General features: G+C 39.4%; 17 protein-coding genes and 1 tRNA gene. 4 read left to right on the top strand and 14 right to left on the bottom strand.

Going from position 1 to position 16,742, the window contains the following annotated elements; genetic code table 11:
• Positions 1-100 precede the first annotated feature (100 nt).
• The 8 genes from pstB to ACYQY7_RS12065 all read right to left on the bottom strand — a co-directional run bounded on the left by pstB (position 101) and on the right by ACYQY7_RS12065 (position 8,307).
• On the bottom strand, positions 101-913 hold the full coding sequence (pstB, locus tag ACYQY7_RS12100; protein WP_085788252.1) for a phosphate ABC transporter ATP-binding protein PstB: 813 nt from the start codon (positions 911-913) through the stop codon (positions 101-103).
• 26 nt (positions 914-939) lie between these two features.
• Positions 940-1,821, bottom strand: coding sequence for a phosphate ABC transporter permease PstA (gene pstA, locus ACYQY7_RS12095; RefSeq protein WP_461202383.1), 882 nt, complete (start codon positions 1,819-1,821; stop codon positions 940-942).
• A 2-nt stretch (positions 1,822-1,823) separates the two neighbouring features.
• Entirely contained in the window at positions 1,824-2,774 is a 951-nt protein-coding gene (gene pstC / locus ACYQY7_RS12090; protein ID WP_461202382.1) for a phosphate ABC transporter permease subunit PstC, read from the bottom strand.
• 74 nt (positions 2,775-2,848) lie between these two features.
• On the bottom strand, positions 2,849-3,823 hold the full coding sequence (locus ACYQY7_RS12085) for a PstS family phosphate ABC transporter substrate-binding protein (RefSeq protein WP_461202380.1): 975 nt from the start codon (positions 3,821-3,823) through the stop codon (positions 2,849-2,851).
• Positions 3,824-3,937: 114 nt separating this feature from the next.
• A complete protein-coding gene (locus tag ACYQY7_RS12080) occupies positions 3,938-6,091 on the bottom strand; it encodes a peptidoglycan D,D-transpeptidase FtsI family protein (RefSeq protein WP_461202378.1) in 2,154 nt (717 codons plus the stop codon).
• Between the two features lie 61 nt (positions 6,092-6,152).
• Complete coding sequence (locus ACYQY7_RS12075; RefSeq protein WP_461202376.1) at positions 6,153-7,367, bottom strand: MFS transporter; 1,215 nt, start codon at positions 7,365-7,367, stop codon at positions 6,153-6,155.
• Positions 7,368-7,458: 91 nt separating this feature from the next.
• Positions 7,459-8,067 carry a superoxide dismutase SodA gene (gene sodA / locus ACYQY7_RS12070; RefSeq protein WP_461202374.1) on the bottom strand — a complete coding sequence of 203 codons (609 nt, stop codon included), beginning with the start codon at positions 8,065-8,067 and terminating at the stop codon, positions 7,459-7,461.
• Between the two features lie 166 nt (positions 8,068-8,233).
• A tRNA-Ile gene (locus tag ACYQY7_RS12065) sits at positions 8,234-8,307 on the bottom strand.
• Positions 8,308-8,436: 129 nt separating this feature from the next.
• On the opposite strand from ACYQY7_RS12065, the gene ACYQY7_RS12060 reads away from it, so the two are divergent.
• Positions 8,437-9,210 (top strand): DUF1189 domain-containing protein, encoded by a 774-nt coding sequence (locus tag ACYQY7_RS12060; protein ID WP_461202372.1) that lies wholly within the window; start codon positions 8,437-8,439, stop codon positions 9,208-9,210.
• Between the two features lie 12 nt (positions 9,211-9,222).
• On the opposite strand, the gene ACYQY7_RS12055 is transcribed toward ACYQY7_RS12060, so the two are convergent.
• Positions 9,223-10,965, bottom strand: a complete 1,743-nt coding sequence (locus ACYQY7_RS12055) for a methyl-accepting chemotaxis protein (RefSeq protein WP_461202370.1) — start codon at positions 10,963-10,965, stop codon at positions 9,223-9,225.
• A gap of 163 nt (positions 10,966-11,128) precedes the next feature.
• On the opposite strand from ACYQY7_RS12055, the gene ACYQY7_RS12050 reads away from it, so the two are divergent.
• Both ACYQY7_RS12050 and ispG read left to right on the top strand, forming a co-directional pair.
• Entirely contained in the window at positions 11,129-11,440 is a 312-nt protein-coding gene (locus ACYQY7_RS12050) for a type IV pilus assembly protein FimV (protein WP_461202368.1), read from the top strand.
• Between the two features lie 80 nt (positions 11,441-11,520).
• Positions 11,521-12,615: a flavodoxin-dependent (E)-4-hydroxy-3-methylbut-2-enyl-diphosphate synthase gene (gene ispG, locus ACYQY7_RS12045; RefSeq protein ID WP_461202366.1), complete on the top strand. Its 1,095-nt coding sequence runs from the start codon at positions 11,521-11,523 to the stop codon at positions 12,613-12,615.
• Between the two features lie 20 nt (positions 12,616-12,635).
• Here the strand turns inward: ispG and ACYQY7_RS12040 are convergent, their stop codons facing one another.
• Positions 12,636-12,980, bottom strand: a complete 345-nt coding sequence (locus ACYQY7_RS12040; RefSeq protein ID WP_461202365.1) for a DUF4190 domain-containing protein — start codon at positions 12,978-12,980, stop codon at positions 12,636-12,638.
• Between the two features lie 132 nt (positions 12,981-13,112).
• On the opposite strand from ACYQY7_RS12040, the gene ACYQY7_RS12035 reads away from it, so the two are divergent.
• Positions 13,113-13,688: a 5' nucleotidase, NT5C type gene (locus ACYQY7_RS12035; RefSeq protein ID WP_461202364.1), complete on the top strand. Its 576-nt coding sequence runs from the start codon at positions 13,113-13,115 to the stop codon at positions 13,686-13,688.
• A gap of 2 nt (positions 13,689-13,690) precedes the next feature.
• Here ACYQY7_RS12035 and ACYQY7_RS12030 read toward each other — a convergent pair whose 3' ends face one another.
• The 4 genes from ACYQY7_RS12030 to ACYQY7_RS12015 are packed head-to-tail and all read right to left on the bottom strand — an operon-like array spanning position 13,691 to position 16,678.
• Positions 13,691-14,116 (bottom strand): Fur family transcriptional regulator, encoded by a 426-nt coding sequence (locus ACYQY7_RS12030; protein ID WP_461202362.1) that lies wholly within the window; start codon positions 14,114-14,116, stop codon positions 13,691-13,693.
• Positions 14,117-14,122: 6 nt separating this feature from the next.
• The gene (locus ACYQY7_RS12025; RefSeq protein WP_461202360.1) at positions 14,123-14,956 is read right to left on the bottom strand and encodes a metal ABC transporter permease; all 834 of its coding nucleotides are present in this window, start codon (positions 14,954-14,956) and stop codon (positions 14,123-14,125) included.
• 14 nt (positions 14,957-14,970) lie between these two features.
• Positions 14,971-15,726 (bottom strand): metal ABC transporter ATP-binding protein, encoded by a 756-nt coding sequence (locus ACYQY7_RS12020; RefSeq protein WP_461202358.1) that lies wholly within the window; start codon positions 15,724-15,726, stop codon positions 14,971-14,973.
• A gap of 58 nt (positions 15,727-15,784) precedes the next feature.
• Positions 15,785-16,678, bottom strand: a complete 894-nt coding sequence (locus tag ACYQY7_RS12015) for a YitT family protein (protein WP_461202356.1) — start codon at positions 16,676-16,678, stop codon at positions 15,785-15,787.
• Positions 16,679-16,742: the final 64 nt, after the last annotated feature.

Raw genomic sequence — 16,742 nt, 5'->3', positions numbered from 1 at the left:
TCTTGGCTTTATTTGCTCTTTTGCCTTGTAATTTCTTATAAATTGTATATAGAGTGTTATGGATTTTTACAAAAATATTTTAACAGTTACTAACCCTTTTTTATCCAAATCGACCTGTAATGTAGTCTTCTGTTCGTTTATCGTCTGGATTTGAGAATAGTTTATCTGTGTCGCTATACTCGATGACTTCACCGTTTAAGAAAAATGCTGTTTTATCAGAAATACGCGCCGCCTGTTGCATGTTATGTGTAACGATAATGATACTGTAGTTTTTCTTTAATTCTTGCACAAGCTCTTCTACTTTTAATGTTGAAATAGGATCAAGGGCAGATGTCGGTTCGTCCATTAAAATGACATCTGGCTCAATTGCTAAACAACGAGCAATACATAAACGCTGTTGCTGTCCCCCTGATAATCCATAGGCATTCGTATGCAAGCGGTCTTTTACTTCATCCCAAATGGCTGCGCCACGTAAACTTTTTTCAACGATTTCATCTAAAATTTTCTTGTCCCGAATACCGTGAATGCGTGGACCGTATGCCACGTTATCATAAATTGATTTTGGGAACGGATTCGGCTTTTGGAATACCATTCCGACTTGTGTACGCAATTCTTCGACACGATACGACTTATCAAAAATATTGCGGCCGCGATACGTAATTTCTCCAGATGTACGTACGCTTGGTACAAGTTCAATCATTCGGTTTAACGTTTTAATATACGTTGATTTTCCACAGCCTGACGGACCAATAATTGCTGTGACTTCATTTTCGTAAATATCTAAGTCAATATTTTTTAACGCATGATGCTCTCCGTACCATAAATTTAAGTTTTTCGTCCGATACACAACATTTTTTTCGCTTCGTTCTTCGGCTTGTTTATTTTTACGTTCTTTCACAACTGTTAATTCCATTAATAAGTTCCCCTTTCAACGCGCAATTAATAACGTTTTTGAAACTTGTTGCGAATGAAAATGGCAATCGAGTTCATAAAAATTAATACAACGAGCAATACGACAATCCCAGCTGCCGCTACATTTTGGAAGTCAGCTTGTGGACGTGACGTCCAGTTGTAAATTTGCATTGGCATCACAGTAAATGTATCAAGAATACCGCGTGGCAAATACGCTAAAAACGTCGGGATACCTAAAACGACAAGCGGTGCTGTTTCACCGATAGCACGAGATAAAGCTAAAATGCTGCCTGTCAAAATACCCGGGATCGCTGCTGGAAGGACGATGCGATAAATTGTTTGCCATTTCGTTGCTCCCATACCATACGATGCTTCACGCAATTGATTCGGCACGGCGCGAATCGCCTCTTGTGCCGCAACAACGATGACTGGAAGAACGAGTAAACTCATCGTTAAACCCGCCGCAAGAATGCTGCGACCTAAATTAAGTTCACGAACGAAAATCGTCAAACCAAGCAAACCGAATACGATGGATGGAACACCTGCCAAGTTTGAAATATTCGTTTGAATAAAATCAGTGAAACGACTCTTCTTTGCATACTCCTCTAAATAAATCGCCGTTCCAACCCCGAGAATAAGTGAAACAGGCGCAACGATAACCATCAGCCATAGTGACCCAACTAATCCCGCTTTAATTCCTGCATTTTCTGGACGGCGAGACGGAAAATTGTTTAAAAAGTCGATATTTAGCCAGCCAATTGCTTGAGTGAGTATCCGATATAGAAGCACAACGAGCACAATAAGCCCAAACAATGTCGCTAAGAAAAATAAAAACTTTAACATATTATTGCGCAATAGGCGACCGTTCATATGTTGAACGACACGTTGTTTGTCAATTAATTTTTCCATGATTAATACTCCTCCCTAAAGCGACGAGAAATGTATTGCGCGAGTAAGTTCATGGCTAATGTGAACAAGAATAACGTCATCCCGACTGCATAAATGCTGTAATAAACCGTTGTACCGTATCCAGCATCTCCTGTTGTTACTTGGACAATATATGCCGTTAACGTTTGGATCGATTTCGTTACGTCAAACGTGAAGACAGGAGACGAACCACCCGCTACTGCTACAATCATCGTTTCACCGACAGCACGAGAAATCGCAAGCATAAATGACGCCGCAATACCTGACGTCGCTGCAGGAAGGACGACTTTTAATGCCACTTCTAATTTTGTCGAACCGAGACCAAGCGCTCCTTCACGAATAGAGTTTGGCACGGAACTCATCGCATCTTCTGATAAAGAAGCAACCATCGGAATAATCATAATACCCATAACAATTCCTGGGCTTAATGCGTTAAAAATACCTAAGTTCGGAATAAATTTTTGTAAAAGCGGTGTGACAAACGTTAATGCGAAAAATCCGTATACAATCGTCGGAATTCCCGCCAACACTTCTAATATCGGTTTCAATATTTTTCGTGCTTTTTCAGACGCATACTCACTCAAGTAAATCGCTGAAGCTAGGCCGATAGGTATAGCTACACACATCGCAATCGCAGTCGTTAAAAGCGTTCCCGTCACAAGAGGTGCAACACCAAACGAACCTGTTTTTTCATCCCATGGTAGCCATTCTTTGCTCGTTAAAAACTCAACAATAGACACCCGTTCAAAGAAAATAAATGTTTCAAATAATAACGTAAATAAAATGCCGATCGTCGTTAACACAGAAATAGTTGCTGTCAACAGTAATAATTTTGGCATTAACCATTCAATAAGTTGCTGTCCGTTTTGTTTTTTCTTATTTTCTTTAATCATGTCACGGACAGAATATGAACGATTTCCGTCTGTCATCGCCATAATATGAAAACCCCTTTCCAAATTCATGGCAAGATGAGAAGCGAAACATGGTCGCTTCTCATCTTTACGTCTTGTTATTTTAATCCTTCAATTTTTTTCAATTGCTCTTGATATTGCTCTTCTGGAAGCGCGACATAACCAACTTCTTCAGCAAATTCTGCGCCTTTTTCTAATAAAAATTTTGCGAAATCATACACTTGCGCTTTTTCTTTTAACGATTTTACGTTGACATACGTAAATAATGGACGAGAAAGTGGTGCATATTCACCGCTTTGAATCGTTTCATGCGTTGGTTCAATCGGACCATTTCCACCATCGATTGGTACAGCTTTTAACTTGTCTTTATTTTCAACGTAATATGCAAATCCGAAGTAACCAAGCGCATTTTTATCTCCTGCAATCCCTTGGACGAGAACGTTGTCATCTTCAGATAATTGTGCTGTTTTGTTTAACGGTTGTCCATCTAAAACAACTTCATCAAAGTAGTCAAACGTACCTGAGTCATGTCCTGGTGAGAACAATTTAATTTCTTCATTTGGCCATTCTGGACGAATATCTGACCATTTCACTTTATCATTGCTATTTACTGCACCAGATGTAAAAATTTTCTTTAATTCGTCAACTGTTAAATAATCGACCCAGTCGTTGTCTTTATGCACTAAAACAGAAAGACCATCAAATGCAATTTGAAGTTCTTCAAATTGAATGCCATTTTTTTCAGCTGCTTCTTTTTCAGAATCTTTAATCGGACGAGAAGCGTTTGAAAAGTCTGTTTCACCTTTTGTAAACTTTTCAAATCCGCCACCTGTTCCAGACAAACCAACAGATACTTTGACGTTCGGCTGTTCACTCGCATATGCTTCAGCGGCAGCTTCAAGAATTGGGTAAACAGTAGAAGATCCATCAACAACGACGTTGCCGCTTAATTGTTCTTCAACGTTTTCTCCACCATTTTCGCCGCTTTGTTGAGCGCCGCCGCCACATGCTGTTGTAAATGCTAATACAGCGCTTGTCATTCCTGCAAGTGTAAACCATTTGTTTTTCTTCATCTTTTGATTTCCCCCTACTTTTTTCATTAGTTTTTGTCCCACGAGTTATAGAATAATGGAAACGTATTAAATTCGTTTTAAACGAATGTTAAGCTTTTGTAAATTCGCTTTCTTCTATCTTTCCATTGTTTGTTCCCTATTATTCAACGATTCCGTAGAGGGTTGTTCCCCAAATTGGCGCTTTGTTTTCAATTCAAAATATGCATCTAAAATTTTTCTTCCGATGTAGTTATTGATCGGATAATGATTTTTAGGATTTTGGTATACCCACGGCACAACGACAGCAAACGCTACTTCTGGGTTGTTGTATGGAGCAAACCCAACTAACGTCAAATTGTACGTTGGCGTCATCCGTCTTGATTTGATTGGTCCATCGTAAAACGCCTGTGCTGTTCCTGTTTTTCCTGCCGGGTCATACGGTGCATTTGCGAAAAAGGCGCGCGCTGTTCCGTTTGAGCCATGCATGACACGATAAAATCCTTCACGCACACGTTCAATGTACTCAGTTTTCATATCTACTCGGTTTAACACTTTCGGTTCAAACGAATAAATGACGTTTCCCATTTGATTTTTCTCGCTAATTGGTTCACGAATTTCTTTCACAACGTGCGGTTGAATGCGATATCCACCGTTAGCAATCGTTGAAACGTATTGCGCCATTTGGATCGGTGTATATACGTCAAACTGTCCAATAGCTAAGTCAAGCAAATGTCCTGGAAGTGTACTTTGTCCAGGCCATCCAATAATTTCACCAGGTAAATCAATGCCTGTTTTCACGCCTAAACCGAACTGATTAAAGTAGCGACGCATTATTGAAAATGCTTCTTTTTTAATCGGTAGCGCTTGATGCGGGCGATACGTCGAACCAGCAATCGCAATCGCCGTTTTAAACATGTAGACGTTCGATGACATTTCAAGCGCTTTTAAATCATTCATCGGTCCTTGTCGAATACCACTACGCGACTTTTTCGTCGGCGTTCCTTTAATATATAACGGTTCGTCAATAAGTACTGTACCAGGATGGATAACACCAGTTTGAAATCCTGTTAATACAGTAGCTCCCTTTACTGCTGACCCCATTGCATACGCTGATGTAATCGTTCCAAGAGCATAATCTTTTAACATGACTTTTCCATTTTCATCACGTGTATACCGTTTTCCAGCTAACGATAAAATTTCTCCCGTATTTGGGTCTATCATTACGACGAAAGCGCGATCAAGCAATTCCGTTCCACCGCGCCGTTTCATTGTCATTAATTCTTCTTCAATAATTTGCTCGACACGTTGTTGTAATTCCATGTCGATCGTTAATACAATGTCTTTGCCACGTTGTCCTTGCGATATTTGAATTGTTTCAATAATGTTTCCAGCTTTATCGGTCACATTTTTTATTTTTGCTTTTTGTCCGCGCAACACATCTTCATATTGAGCCTCAATGTAACTTTTTCCCACACGATCATTTCGACTATAGTCACGTGTCAAATAATAGTCGAGCTTTTCGCGCGGCAATCCTTCTTCTGATGATGTAATATTTCCAAGCACTGTACGAAATGTATCACCAAATGCATAATGACGATTCCAATCTGTCGTCACATCTACCCCTGGCAACTCTTCTAAATGCTCGCTAACAACAGCATATTCTTCGTCTGTTACCCCTTCATTTTTTATCATTTGTGGCGTTAAAGCGTATCCTCTATTCATTTCCCGAAAAATAGCGACAACTTCAAGTTCCTTTTCTTTAATCATTTTTACATCTTCTTCTGTAATACGCTCTAGTTGCAATCGATAAATATCTTTATCTTTTAATTTTTTTTCTCGAAACAGATTCCATTCTTTTTCAGTAATTTTTTCTTTTGCTTTTTCCTCATTTGTTAAAATCCAATAGTCTTTTATGTCCCGTTCTGTTACACGATCCGACGGCTTTTCAATATATGTCGCTAACTTTCTCGCTACTTCAATCATTTCCGATGCTTTTGTTGTTTGTGTGCGTGTATACGTAATCGCATGGAGTGGCTCGTTATCAACGACGACTTGATAGTTGCGATCATAAATTTTTCCACGCGGCGCCGGTGTATTGACGGTGACATTTTCTGTTCGCTCTACTTCTTTTCGATATTGTTCACCGTAAACAATTTGGATCACACCTAGTCGTAAAATAAGCGCAGAAAATAGTAAAAATACAACAAAAAATAGCACGTTTAACCGAAACGGCAACTGCATTCTTTTTTTCTTTTTCTTCGCCTTTTGAGCTTGTTGTATTTGCTTCAAAACGTGCGGGCACCTCCTTTACTTGCTCCTTCCTCATTGTAAAAGAAACGCCCGCAAATTTCTACATTGAAAGTCGAATACGTCGCACAAAAAAATAAATAATGAAATGACCAGCCCCAACAATTAACATTAATGATGGAATGGCTTTTTTTGCGTCAAATAGCGTAATGGCTAATAAAAACAATAACACAGATGTTGCACGTCCACCGTTCAAAAACAATTCCCGAATGACAATATATTCAATTCGCCACTCTTTCGCTTGATTGCTTTGTCCAATCACGTCAAACGTAAGCGACAAATATGGAACGAGTAAAATCGGATAGCCGATCGCAATGAGCGCTCCATATATTATCAGCTTTGTATACGATAAATCAAAAACGAGTAAAAAGACAGATGCATACAACAATAAGCCACCAAATAAAATAGCGCGCAATCGCCATTGTCGTTTCATATATTTAGACGCAAACGAGTACGTAATAAACGAAACAATCGCGTTAATCAATCCAAATACACCGAGCGCTTTTTCTGTTCCTGTCGCCATAAATAAAAAAATGGAAACAATAAATACAAACGTTCCTTCCCGAAATCCTTGAAAAAAATGGGCGTTTGTGATCATCCTCCAGTTTTTATTTTTCTTTCTTTCGTCATACACTAAGCGAAGCGCAAAGCGTCCTGATGAGCCTCGTCGATGCAAAAAAAAGCTAAGTATAACAGCAACAAGAAATAAACATAAGGAAGCTAAAAAAATCACCATATACCCGGTAAACTTCTCACTTGAAGCGATAACCCATCCTGCCAGCGGTGGACCAATCATTCCAGCCACAGACGTCATCGCCCCAAGCAATCCATTAAATAAATCACGTGTGCTCGGTTCAGTGATTTCAAAAGTCAATACGTTAAATGCGAGCCAATAAAAGCCGTAACCAACACCTAGCAACCCGCCAAGTAAAAACAAATGGTTCATCGCCTCATTTCCGCTAAATAATACAACTAAAAAAAAGAAAGCTAAAAACGTAACCCCCATGCGTAAAACGATGACGCGATCAATTTTTTTTGCAATTTGTCCAGCAACAATAAACGCCAATGGCTGCCATGTAACGATCGCTAAATTGTACACACCTAGGGCATGAAAACTGTTCACTTTTTTCCAAACATATACGTTCACAAACGTATTCGACAAAGCGATACTTAAAGAATACAATCCGCCAATCGCCAATAAAAGAAACAATTGTCGATGGGCGCGAATGTGCGCGATAATCCGTTTCCATCTGTTCATAAGCAAACTTCCTTTCTTGACAAGTAGTTTGCCTACTCTTTTATAGCGATATACAAAAAGAGCCCGACAAAATTTGTCGAGCTCTTCACCATTATTTTGCCGCCGCGTAACGTTTCGCTACTTCATCCCAGTTGACAACGTTCCAAAATGCTGAAATATAATCTGGACGACGGTTTTGATATTTTAAGTAATATGCATGTTCCCATACGTCTAATCCTAAAATTGGTGTTTTACCTTCCATTAATGGTGTATCTTGGTTCGGTGTGCTTGTTACTTCAAGTTGACCGTTATGGACGACAAGCCATGCCCAACCAGAACCGAAGCGCGTAGCAGCAGCTTTTGAAAATTCTTCTTTAAACTTTTCGAAGCTACCGAATGTGTTGTTAATCGCTTCAGCTAATTCGCCTGTTGGTTCACCGCCACCATTTGGTGAAAGAATAGTCCAAAAGAGCGAATGGTTTGCATGCCCTCCTCCATTGTTACGAACAGCTGTACGGATGTTTTCTGGCACTGCGTCTAAATTAGCCATTAACTCTTCAATTGTTTTGTTTTGCAATTCTGGATGACCTTCAAGCGCTGCGTTTAAGTTTGTTACATACGCGTTATGATGTTTTGTGTGATGAATGTTCATTGTTTCCTTATCAATATGTGGTTCTAACGCGTCGTAAGCATAAGGCAATTGTGGTAATTCAAATGCCATACTTCATTCCTCCTCATTGATTATGTAATTGCTCACAAATGAAACTGATAAATTATATTTAGAAACAGAAAAGTTTCATAAGTGAACCTACTTTAAGAGTACCAAAATAAAACGAATGTTTCAAATTATTTGCAAAAAACCTCGCTAATTTACTTAGCGAGGCAAATGGACCCTGCAGGACTCGAACCTGCGACCAGACGGTTATGAGCCGTCCGCTCTAACCAGCTGAGCTAAGGGTCCGCAATATCCGATGGTAATTTTATCAAAAAAGATACATCTCGTCAATACATGTTACACTCGAAACAAAATGGTTGTGTAGCGAACATAAAAAGAAGTAGAATGAGAAATGATGATGCGTAAAGGATGTGAATGATGATGTGGAAACGATTATTACAAAGTCTTTATTCTCCTGTACATATTGCTCGCTTTCGCTTTCATCCGATCGGAAAGGCGATTAGTTACGTGTTCTTTTTATCGCTCATTGCGACGTTGCCGATTGCTATTTACTTTACGATAAGTATAAACAAAATGATCGGCTCAACGCATCAACTATTGACCGAAGAACTTCCCCCTTTTGAAGTCGTTGATGGAGTATTGATATCTAATGAAAAAGAACCGATTGAACTTATACGTCCTGACGTGACGATGTTATTGGATAGCACAGGTACACTGACAACAGATGATGTAGCACGCTATACAAATGCAGTAGCGTTTTTAAAAGAAGAATTTGCGCTTGTGGCAAATGGACACGTTCAATCATATCCGTATAGTGTTATGCAAACGGATCGTTTTACAAACAAAGATGTATATGAATTTACGGGCAAGCTACAATCGTTACTCCCTATCGTCATTTCGCTATCGTTTTTTGTTTTATACTTTTTCACATGTACGAGCAAATTTCTTTACGTTACCGTCCTAGCGTTTATCGGTCTTATTTTTCGCGGCACGTTAAATAAACGCGGCTCATATCGCCACATGTGGAGCCTTTCCGCTTACTCCATCACACTAGCAACGATCTTTTTTACCATTATGGAAGCATTACAAATTGTCGTTCCATACGCTATCGCATTAGATTGGTTCGTTTCTATCACCATTTTATTTGTTTCCATTAAAGAACTTCCTTCCGTGAAAGAAGCAGGCTGATGGGCCTGCTTCTTACAATTTAAATGCTGTAGTTAGTGTAGATAACGACTGAGATAATTCGTTTAATCGTTCACCAACACGATACATGTCGTTCATTTGCTTCGTTTGGTCATGCGAAACCGACGTCATTTCTTCCGCGCTTGCTAACGTTTGTTGAGCAACGGAAGCAAACGCCATCGTGACTGTCTCGATGATCGGCAATAGTTGCTCAAACTGTTCTAATTCACTTTCCATTTGTGCCACGTTGCGATTGACGCGCTGAATTTCTTTTAATAAATGGTCAAACGAACGCTTTGCTTCATTTGCAGATGTGAGCTGATGTTGCAAATGCGTGACCATCCCTTCAAACTGATTTGTCGCATGAATCGATACTTCTTCCATCGCAAAAATAGACGATGTAATTTCTTCTGTTGCTTTTGAAGCATGTTCTGCTAATTTTCTCACTTCTGTTGCCACAACAGCAAATCCCTTTCCAGCTTCGCCGGCGCGTGCCGCTTCAATTGTCGCATTGAGTGCCAACAACTTCGTTTGTTCGGCAATTTGGCGAATAACATCAACAACTTTTGTAATTGACATGGAATGATGCTTCACGCTTTGAATCGTATCGTTTACTTCTTTAAATTGTTTAGCAAATGAATGAATATCGCTAATTAAATGCGTCAGCCGCTTTTCTCCACCTTTCGATGATTCATTCATATCGGTCGCACTTGCTGAAATGTTTTGTACACTTGTCAACACATGTTGCATCCGCTTTTTCATCTCATCAACACGATGAATGCTTTCATCTGAAGCATTTGCCGTTTCTTCTGCTCCTTGCTTTACGGTTGCAATAGCTGATATAAGTTGATCGTTTGATTCAATGACATGTTCAGAAACGTGCTCTAAGTCCCTTCCTGTAATAGCTAACTGTTTTGTTGTTTCGTTCATCTCACGAATGACATTTTTCATGCTCGTCAACATTCGTTGAAAACTACGCGCAAGCGAATCGATTTCTGGCGTCGTCGAATAAATATGTTCGTCAACCGTTAAATCCCCCCGCGACAATCGGCTCATTGCATGGCGAAGTTGGGCAATCGGCTTCGTTAATCCACTAACTAACCATCTAATCATAAATGTTGCAACGATAACGCTAATCACAATGGCCATGAGTGTTAGATTAGCGAGCTGCTGAATAGGTTTCATAAACTGTTCATTAGGTACAGCGACAACGTATGTTCCTTTTAATTCTTGAATTGTTTTATACGCAAATGTATATGTACGTCCGTTCCACTCCAAATGCGATACACCATTTTTTTGTTTCGCAATCGTTTCTTGAATCCATTTTGGTACATCGAGCTGTTCATTCCGCTCAAATGTTTTTACTTTTCCGTCTCCAATTAAAAAAACATCTACACTTAATCCATCTTGCATGAGTTCTGCTTTTTGCTGCTTGATCGCAGAACGCAAGCTTTTTTCAAACAGTTGTTCATCTCCTGTATGAATATACATGAGGTTACGTGCCACCTCAAACATCATCGTCGCTTCTCTTTCAAGGCGGTCTTCAATCGCTTTTACCGTCGTTTCTTTCGCTTGATGATAAGCAATCATCCCAACAATACTGAGCGAAGTAATTAAAACGCTAAAAAATAAAATGAATAAACGGTTTTGTAAACTAATTTTTAATAACCATCGTTTTACTTTTGGTGATGGTTGAACACGAAATGTTCCTATATGCGCTTTTATATTTTTCAACTGCTGCTTCATTTGTGCACGCACGGCACATCCCCCCTTCGACAAATACAGACAAAGAATACCAAAAAAATATCAATGTTATATTAAGTGAATGTGAAGTAATGTAAAGAGATTGTAATTTTTATGCATATATCATGTGGACAAGCCATATGGATGAAGCAAAAAGAAATATAAGGTGGGAAATGGAATGAAAAAAATTTTCATCTTTCTTGTCTTCATTGCCGTATGTACAATGGCGTATCATGATATAACAAAAGGAACAATTCATACGATTCGTACGGAAAAAACGATGAAACAAACAAAAGAACTTCCATATCGCGAAGTAACTATACAACGAGGCGATACACTCCTTTCGATCGTCGAACGCGAAATGAATGGGCAATTGCCTGTGTCGATTGATAAACTCATTGCTGATTTTGAAGCGCTCAATCCACATGTAAACGCCCATTCGCTTCAAATCGGAAAAACATATCTCATTCCACAATATAAGCGGAAATAGCAAAAACATTGGCAACAAATAAGAAACATTGCTACAATAAAAAATGATTGAATTAATACGTTAAAAGGAGCGATTAGCGCGTGAGTGAAATCATTCATCGTTCAAAAACCCGCCCTGTTCGCGTTGGGAACATAACCATTGGCGGGAACAACGAAGTCGTCATTCAAAGTATGACGACAACAAAAACGCATGATGTAGAGGCAACCGTCGCCCAAATCCATCGACTCGAAGAAGCTGGATGCCAAATCGTTCGCGTCGCTTGCCCTGACGAAAGAGCAGCAGACGCGATTGCTGAAATAAAAAAACGGATCAATATTCCTCTTGTTGTTGATATTCATTTTGACTATCGTCTCGCTTTAAAGGCGATTGAAAACGGCGCGGATAAAATTCGCATTAATCCCGGAAACATTGGCAAGCGTGAAAAAGTTGAGGCGGTCGTTAAGGCAGCAAAAGAGCGCGGAGTACCTATTCGTATCGGTGTCAATGCTGGCTCGCTCGAAAAGCGCATTTTAGAAAAATACGGATATCCAACAGCCGATGGAATGGTCGAAAGTGCCTTGCATCATATCCGTATTTTAGAAGACCTTGATTTTGAAGACATTATCGTTTCACTCAAAGCTTCCGATGTTCGTTTAGCGATTGAAGCATACGAAAAAGCGGCTCGTGCATTCGACTATCCGCTACATCTTGGCATTACGGAATCGGGTACGTTATTCGCAGGAACAGTAAAAAGCGCTGCGGGACTCGGTGCTATTTTAAGTAAAGGAATTGGCAACACGGTGCGTGTATCCCTTAGCGCTGACCCTGTTGAAGAAGTAAAAGTGGCTCGCGAATTGTTGAAAGCATTTGGTCTTGCGGCGAACGCTGCAACATTAATTTCTTGTCCAACATGCGGACGAATTGAAATTGACTTAATTAGCATCGCAAATGAAATTGAAGAATATATTGCCCAAATTAAAGCACCAATTAAGGTAGCGGTTCTCGGCTGCGCAGTAAACGGACCTGGAGAAGCGCGTGAAGCGGACATCGGTATTGCAGGGGCTCGTGGCGAAGGATTATTGTTCCGCCACGGAAAAATTGTACGCAAAGTACCTGAAGAAACAATGGTCGAAGAATTGAAAAAAGAAATTGATAAATTAGCGGAACAATATGCATTAAAAGGAAAGCAAAAATAAGAGGGGATATCCCCTCTTATTTACCAAAATCGGACGAAAAAGCTCAAAATGATGGAAACAGCACCAATCCCAATCGCCCAAGCACCTAACGTTTCTGCTCCTCGACGGCGGGCGATAAATCCGAAAATAATGCCGGCTGCTCCCATAATGATCGGCATAAGGAAAAGAGAAACAACCGATAAAGCAAGCGCAAGCCAGCCGACGCCACGACCGTTTTCTTCATGTTCTACTTCTCGTTCTCGCTCAGAGAACCGCATGGGCTCAGCAATTTCACCTGCTGTTTCTTCCATAAAATCTCGTTCAACATTTGGAACAGTATCGATCCGTGTATTGTCGTACGATTGACGCTGACGTTCATTGTCCATGACAATTCCCTCGCTTTCGTAAAATGAGGAGCACTATTATTATGCAGTAAGTCATACGTCATTATAGATGTTACTTTATGTCAATGATATAATGGGCAAGACATACCCATCATAGAGAGGATGAACAAACATATGGTCAAACGACGATTTGGCATCGATATTGACGGAACAGTCACATGTCCAAGCACATTTATCCCATACTTAAACAAGTCGTTCCAAAAAAATTTAACACTCGACGATATTACCGATTACGATTTAGTTCCTTTTTTAGATACGACAGAGGAAAAGTTAAATGAATGGATGGAACGATATGAACCAATTATTTATAGTGAAGCTCCTCTTGCAAACGGAGCGCTAGAGGTCATTAATAGCTGGAAAGATGAGTATGACCTATATTACATTAGTGCACGAGGTCGCCACTTGTATGAAGTCACAGAAAAATGGTTTCAACAACACGGTGTTCATTATCATCATATTGAGCTTATCGGTTCGCACGATAAAATTGAAGCTGTAAGAAAATATAGAATCGACATTTTTTTTGAAGATAAATACGATAACGCTTGCGACATTGCGGAACAATGCCTCATTCCTGTCATTTTATTTGATACTCCGTACAATCGTGGTTCGCTACCAAAAGGCGTCATTCGTGTTTACAATTGGCATGAGGCAAAACAACAAGTAGAAAAATTACTTACAACAACAAGCTGACATCACGCGTCAGCTTGTTGTTGGCACATCGGACACGTTCCGTATACTTCAAATTTATGTCCTGATATAGTGTATCCTTGTAAATCTTCCATCAATTCGTTCATTGGACAAGTTACGAGCTCTTTTGTTTTACCACACGACATGCAAATAAAATGATGATGGTGATGATGCATGTTGCATGTAAAGCGAAAATGCTTTTCCCCAGAAAGCTCGGTCATCTCTAAAATCCCTAGCTCAACAAATAACGCCAAATTACGATAAACTGTGTCGAAACTAAGTCCTGGATACCGATCTTTCATGACATCAAGCACATCTTTTGCTGTTAAATATTTATCTGTTTTTGCGAACAACTCAAGCATTTCTTCACGCTTTCCTGTATACTTAAATCCCTTTTCTTTCATTAATCGTAGCGCTTCAGAAACGTTCACGCTTCGTCATCCTCTCTTCCATTTTTTCCACGTGATTGCCCCAACTAATATACAAACAGCTAACAAAACGATCGTTCCACCAGGAGCTAAATTTAAATAATAAGAAAGAAATAAGCCCACAATAACAGCAATTTCACCAAATACAACAGATAGCCATAACGCTTGTTTAAATCCTTTCGCTATTCGAATGCTCGCCGCAACCGGAAGCGTCATGAGTGACGAAACAAGCAAAATGCCAACAATTCGCATCGACGCAGCAATGACAAGAGCTACTAACACAATGAAAACAAAATGGAGCGATTTTACTTTTACCCCCGACGCTTGCGCATATTCTTCGTCAAATGATAAAATAAACCATTCTTTATAAAACAGAAAAACGATAGTAAGCACGATGAAAAAAATGATGCTAATCGTCCATACGTCTGTCGTGCTGACTGCACTTACACTTCCAAATAAATATGAAAACAAGTCGGTGTTAAAGCCATCCGCAAGTGAAATAAAAATGACACTTAAACCGATGCCTCCTGATAAAATGATCGGAATCGCCAATTCTTGATAATGCTTATATACTGTACGCAACTTTTCAATAAATAACGAACCAACGACAGAAAATGCCATACCAATATAAATCGGGTTTAATGTCGCAAAAGTTAAAATTTTTTTTTGTACAAGCAAACTTGCTGCAATTCCCGCAAGTGTTACGTGACTTAATGCATCGGCAATAAGTGATAACCTTCTGACGACAATGAACACGCCTAAAAGAGGGGCAATAAATCCGATTAATATTCCGACAATAAACGCATTTTGTAAAAACTTATATTGAAATAAAGCTTCTAACATACACACCCTCTTTTCTACGCATGATCGTGGGCAAGTAAATGCAGATGATGCCCGTAAAATGATGCTACATCTTCTGTTTTCAGCTGAGCAAACTGTTGCACACTGCCATGGAAATGTAAATGTTTGTTTAAACATGCGACATGCGTCACTTTTTCTGTAATCGTTCCGATATCGTGTGTCACAAGAAGCAACGTCATATGATGTTGTTTATTCAATCGTTCAAGCATGTCGTAAAAGCTTTGTACATGATGTACATCAACCCCGACAGTTGGCTCATCTAAAATTAAAAATTCAGGTTGTGACACGATCGCACGTGCGATAAATACACGTTGTTGTTGACCACCCGAAAGTTCCCCGATATTGCGACGAATAAACGGGCTCATGCCAACCGCATCGATCGCTTCATATACCGCTTTTTCATCGCTTTTGTTTAATCGTCGAAATAAACCTAACTTTCCTGTTAAACCGCTTGCGACAACTTCATACACAGTCGCAGGAAATCCGGTATTAAAACTATTTGCTTTTTGAGATACAAAACCGATTTTATGCCAATCTTTAAACTGCTCAATTGGCGTGCCAAATAAAAAAATTCGCCCCGTTTGTGGTTTTAGCAACCGTAAAATACATTTTAACAATGTCGATTTTCCTGAGCCATTTGGACCAACTAAACCGACGAACGCACCTTTTGAAATGCGAAAATTGATATGTTGCAATACATCTTCATCATCATATCGAAACGATACGTTCTCAACACGTAAAATATCGTTCATCGTTTGACCACCTTAATTCAAAATGATTCCGATTCATAGTATAACGCATTTATTATCATTAATGAATAGCCGACTTAAATTTCGCCCCGCGCACTTCTTGTGTATTCATGATCGTAATAAATGCATTTGGATCAATTTCATATACAATCGACTTCAGCTTCGTCACTTCTAAGCGAGTAACGACGGCATAAATGACTTCTTTTTGCTCGTCCGTATATCCGCCTTTCCCCATCAACTTCGTCGTCCCCCGTCCGAGTCGATTTAAAATCGCATCTGATACTTCTTCATAATAATCTGATACGATCAACACTGCTTTTGTTTCATCTAACCCTTGAATGACTGTATCAATTGTCTTGAAAGCGATATAATAAGTTAGAACAGAGTACATCGCCTGTTTCGGTCCGAATACAAACGCTGCCCAAGTAAAAATAAAAACGTTTGTAAACATGACAAATTCGCCAACAGAAAAGGGCAATTTTTTCGTCATTAAAATCCCTAAAATTTCTGTCCCATCTAATGATCCACCATGGCGAATGACAAGTCCCACGCCTGCACCAAGAATCGCTCCACCAAACACTGTCGCCAAAATGGAATCTGTTGTAAATGGGGATATGTGATGAAACAACCGCTCCATTACAGCTAAAACAACGATCGAATAAAGGGAGGAGAACATAAATGTTTTCCCAATTTGTTTATAACCAAAATACATAAACGGCGCATTCAATAAAATAACAAGCGTCGCAAAATTCAACCACGCGTAATTTGGAAGAATATGATCAAGAATAAGGGAAATACCAATTACCCCACCGTCAATAATCTCATTTGGCACTAAAAACTGCTCGATGGATAACGCCGCAAGCGTCGCGCCAATCGTCATCATAACAACACGATATAGCAAATGACCAACTGTCTCTTTTTTATGTTGTCTTCTCACACCAATCTCCCCTTTCATCTATTTCATTAGGTTATCAATTTTATTAAAATCATAAAATAACGACAAAGATTTTAATAAAATT

This window comes from Anoxybacillus sp. TBDG-1 (assembly GCF_054815885.1).
The sequence above is the reverse complement of the archived record's forward strand: the minus strand, read 5'-3'. Positions and strand labels throughout refer to the sequence as shown.

Bases quoted from the DNA above. Each gene is read 5' to 3' on its own strand.
- pstC (WP_461202382.1), bottom strand. From the start codon at position 2,774: ATGGCGATGACAGACGGAAATCGTTCATATTCTGTCCGTGACATGATT.
- ACYQY7_RS12040 (WP_461202365.1), bottom strand. From the start codon at position 12,980: ATGGACAATGAACGTCAGCGTCAATCGTACGACAATACACGGATCGAT.
- ACYQY7_RS12025 (WP_461202360.1), bottom strand. From the start codon at position 14,956: ATGTTAGAAGCTTTATTTCAATATAAGTTTTTACAAAATGCGTTTATT.
- ACYQY7_RS12075 (WP_461202376.1), bottom strand. From the start codon at position 7,367: ATGAACAGATGGAAACGGATTATCGCGCACATTCGCGCCCATCGACAA.
- pstB (WP_085788252.1), bottom strand. From the start codon at position 913: ATGGAATTAACAGTTGTGAAAGAACGTAAAAATAAACAAGCCGAAGAA.
- ACYQY7_RS12085 (WP_461202380.1), bottom strand. From the start codon at position 3,823: ATGAAGAAAAACAAATGGTTTACACTTGCAGGAATGACAAGCGCTGTA.
- ACYQY7_RS12020 (WP_461202358.1), bottom strand. From the start codon at position 15,726: ATGAACGATATTTTACGTGTTGAGAACGTATCGTTTCGATATGATGAT.
- pstA (WP_461202383.1), bottom strand. From the start codon at position 1,821: ATGGAAAAATTAATTGACAAACAACGTGTCGTTCAACATATGAACGGT.
- ACYQY7_RS12050 (WP_461202368.1), top strand. From the start codon at position 11,129: ATGAAAAAAATTTTCATCTTTCTTGTCTTCATTGCCGTATGTACAATG.
- sodA (WP_461202374.1), bottom strand. From the start codon at position 8,067: ATGGCATTTGAATTACCACAATTGCCTTATGCTTACGACGCGTTAGAA.
- ACYQY7_RS12015 (WP_461202356.1), bottom strand. From the start codon at position 16,678: ATGAAAGGGGAGATTGGTGTGAGAAGACAACATAAAAAAGAGACAGTT.
- ACYQY7_RS12035 (WP_461202364.1), top strand. From the start codon at position 13,113: ATGGTCAAACGACGATTTGGCATCGATATTGACGGAACAGTCACATGT.
- ACYQY7_RS12060 (WP_461202372.1), top strand. From the start codon at position 8,437: ATGATGATGTGGAAACGATTATTACAAAGTCTTTATTCTCCTGTACAT.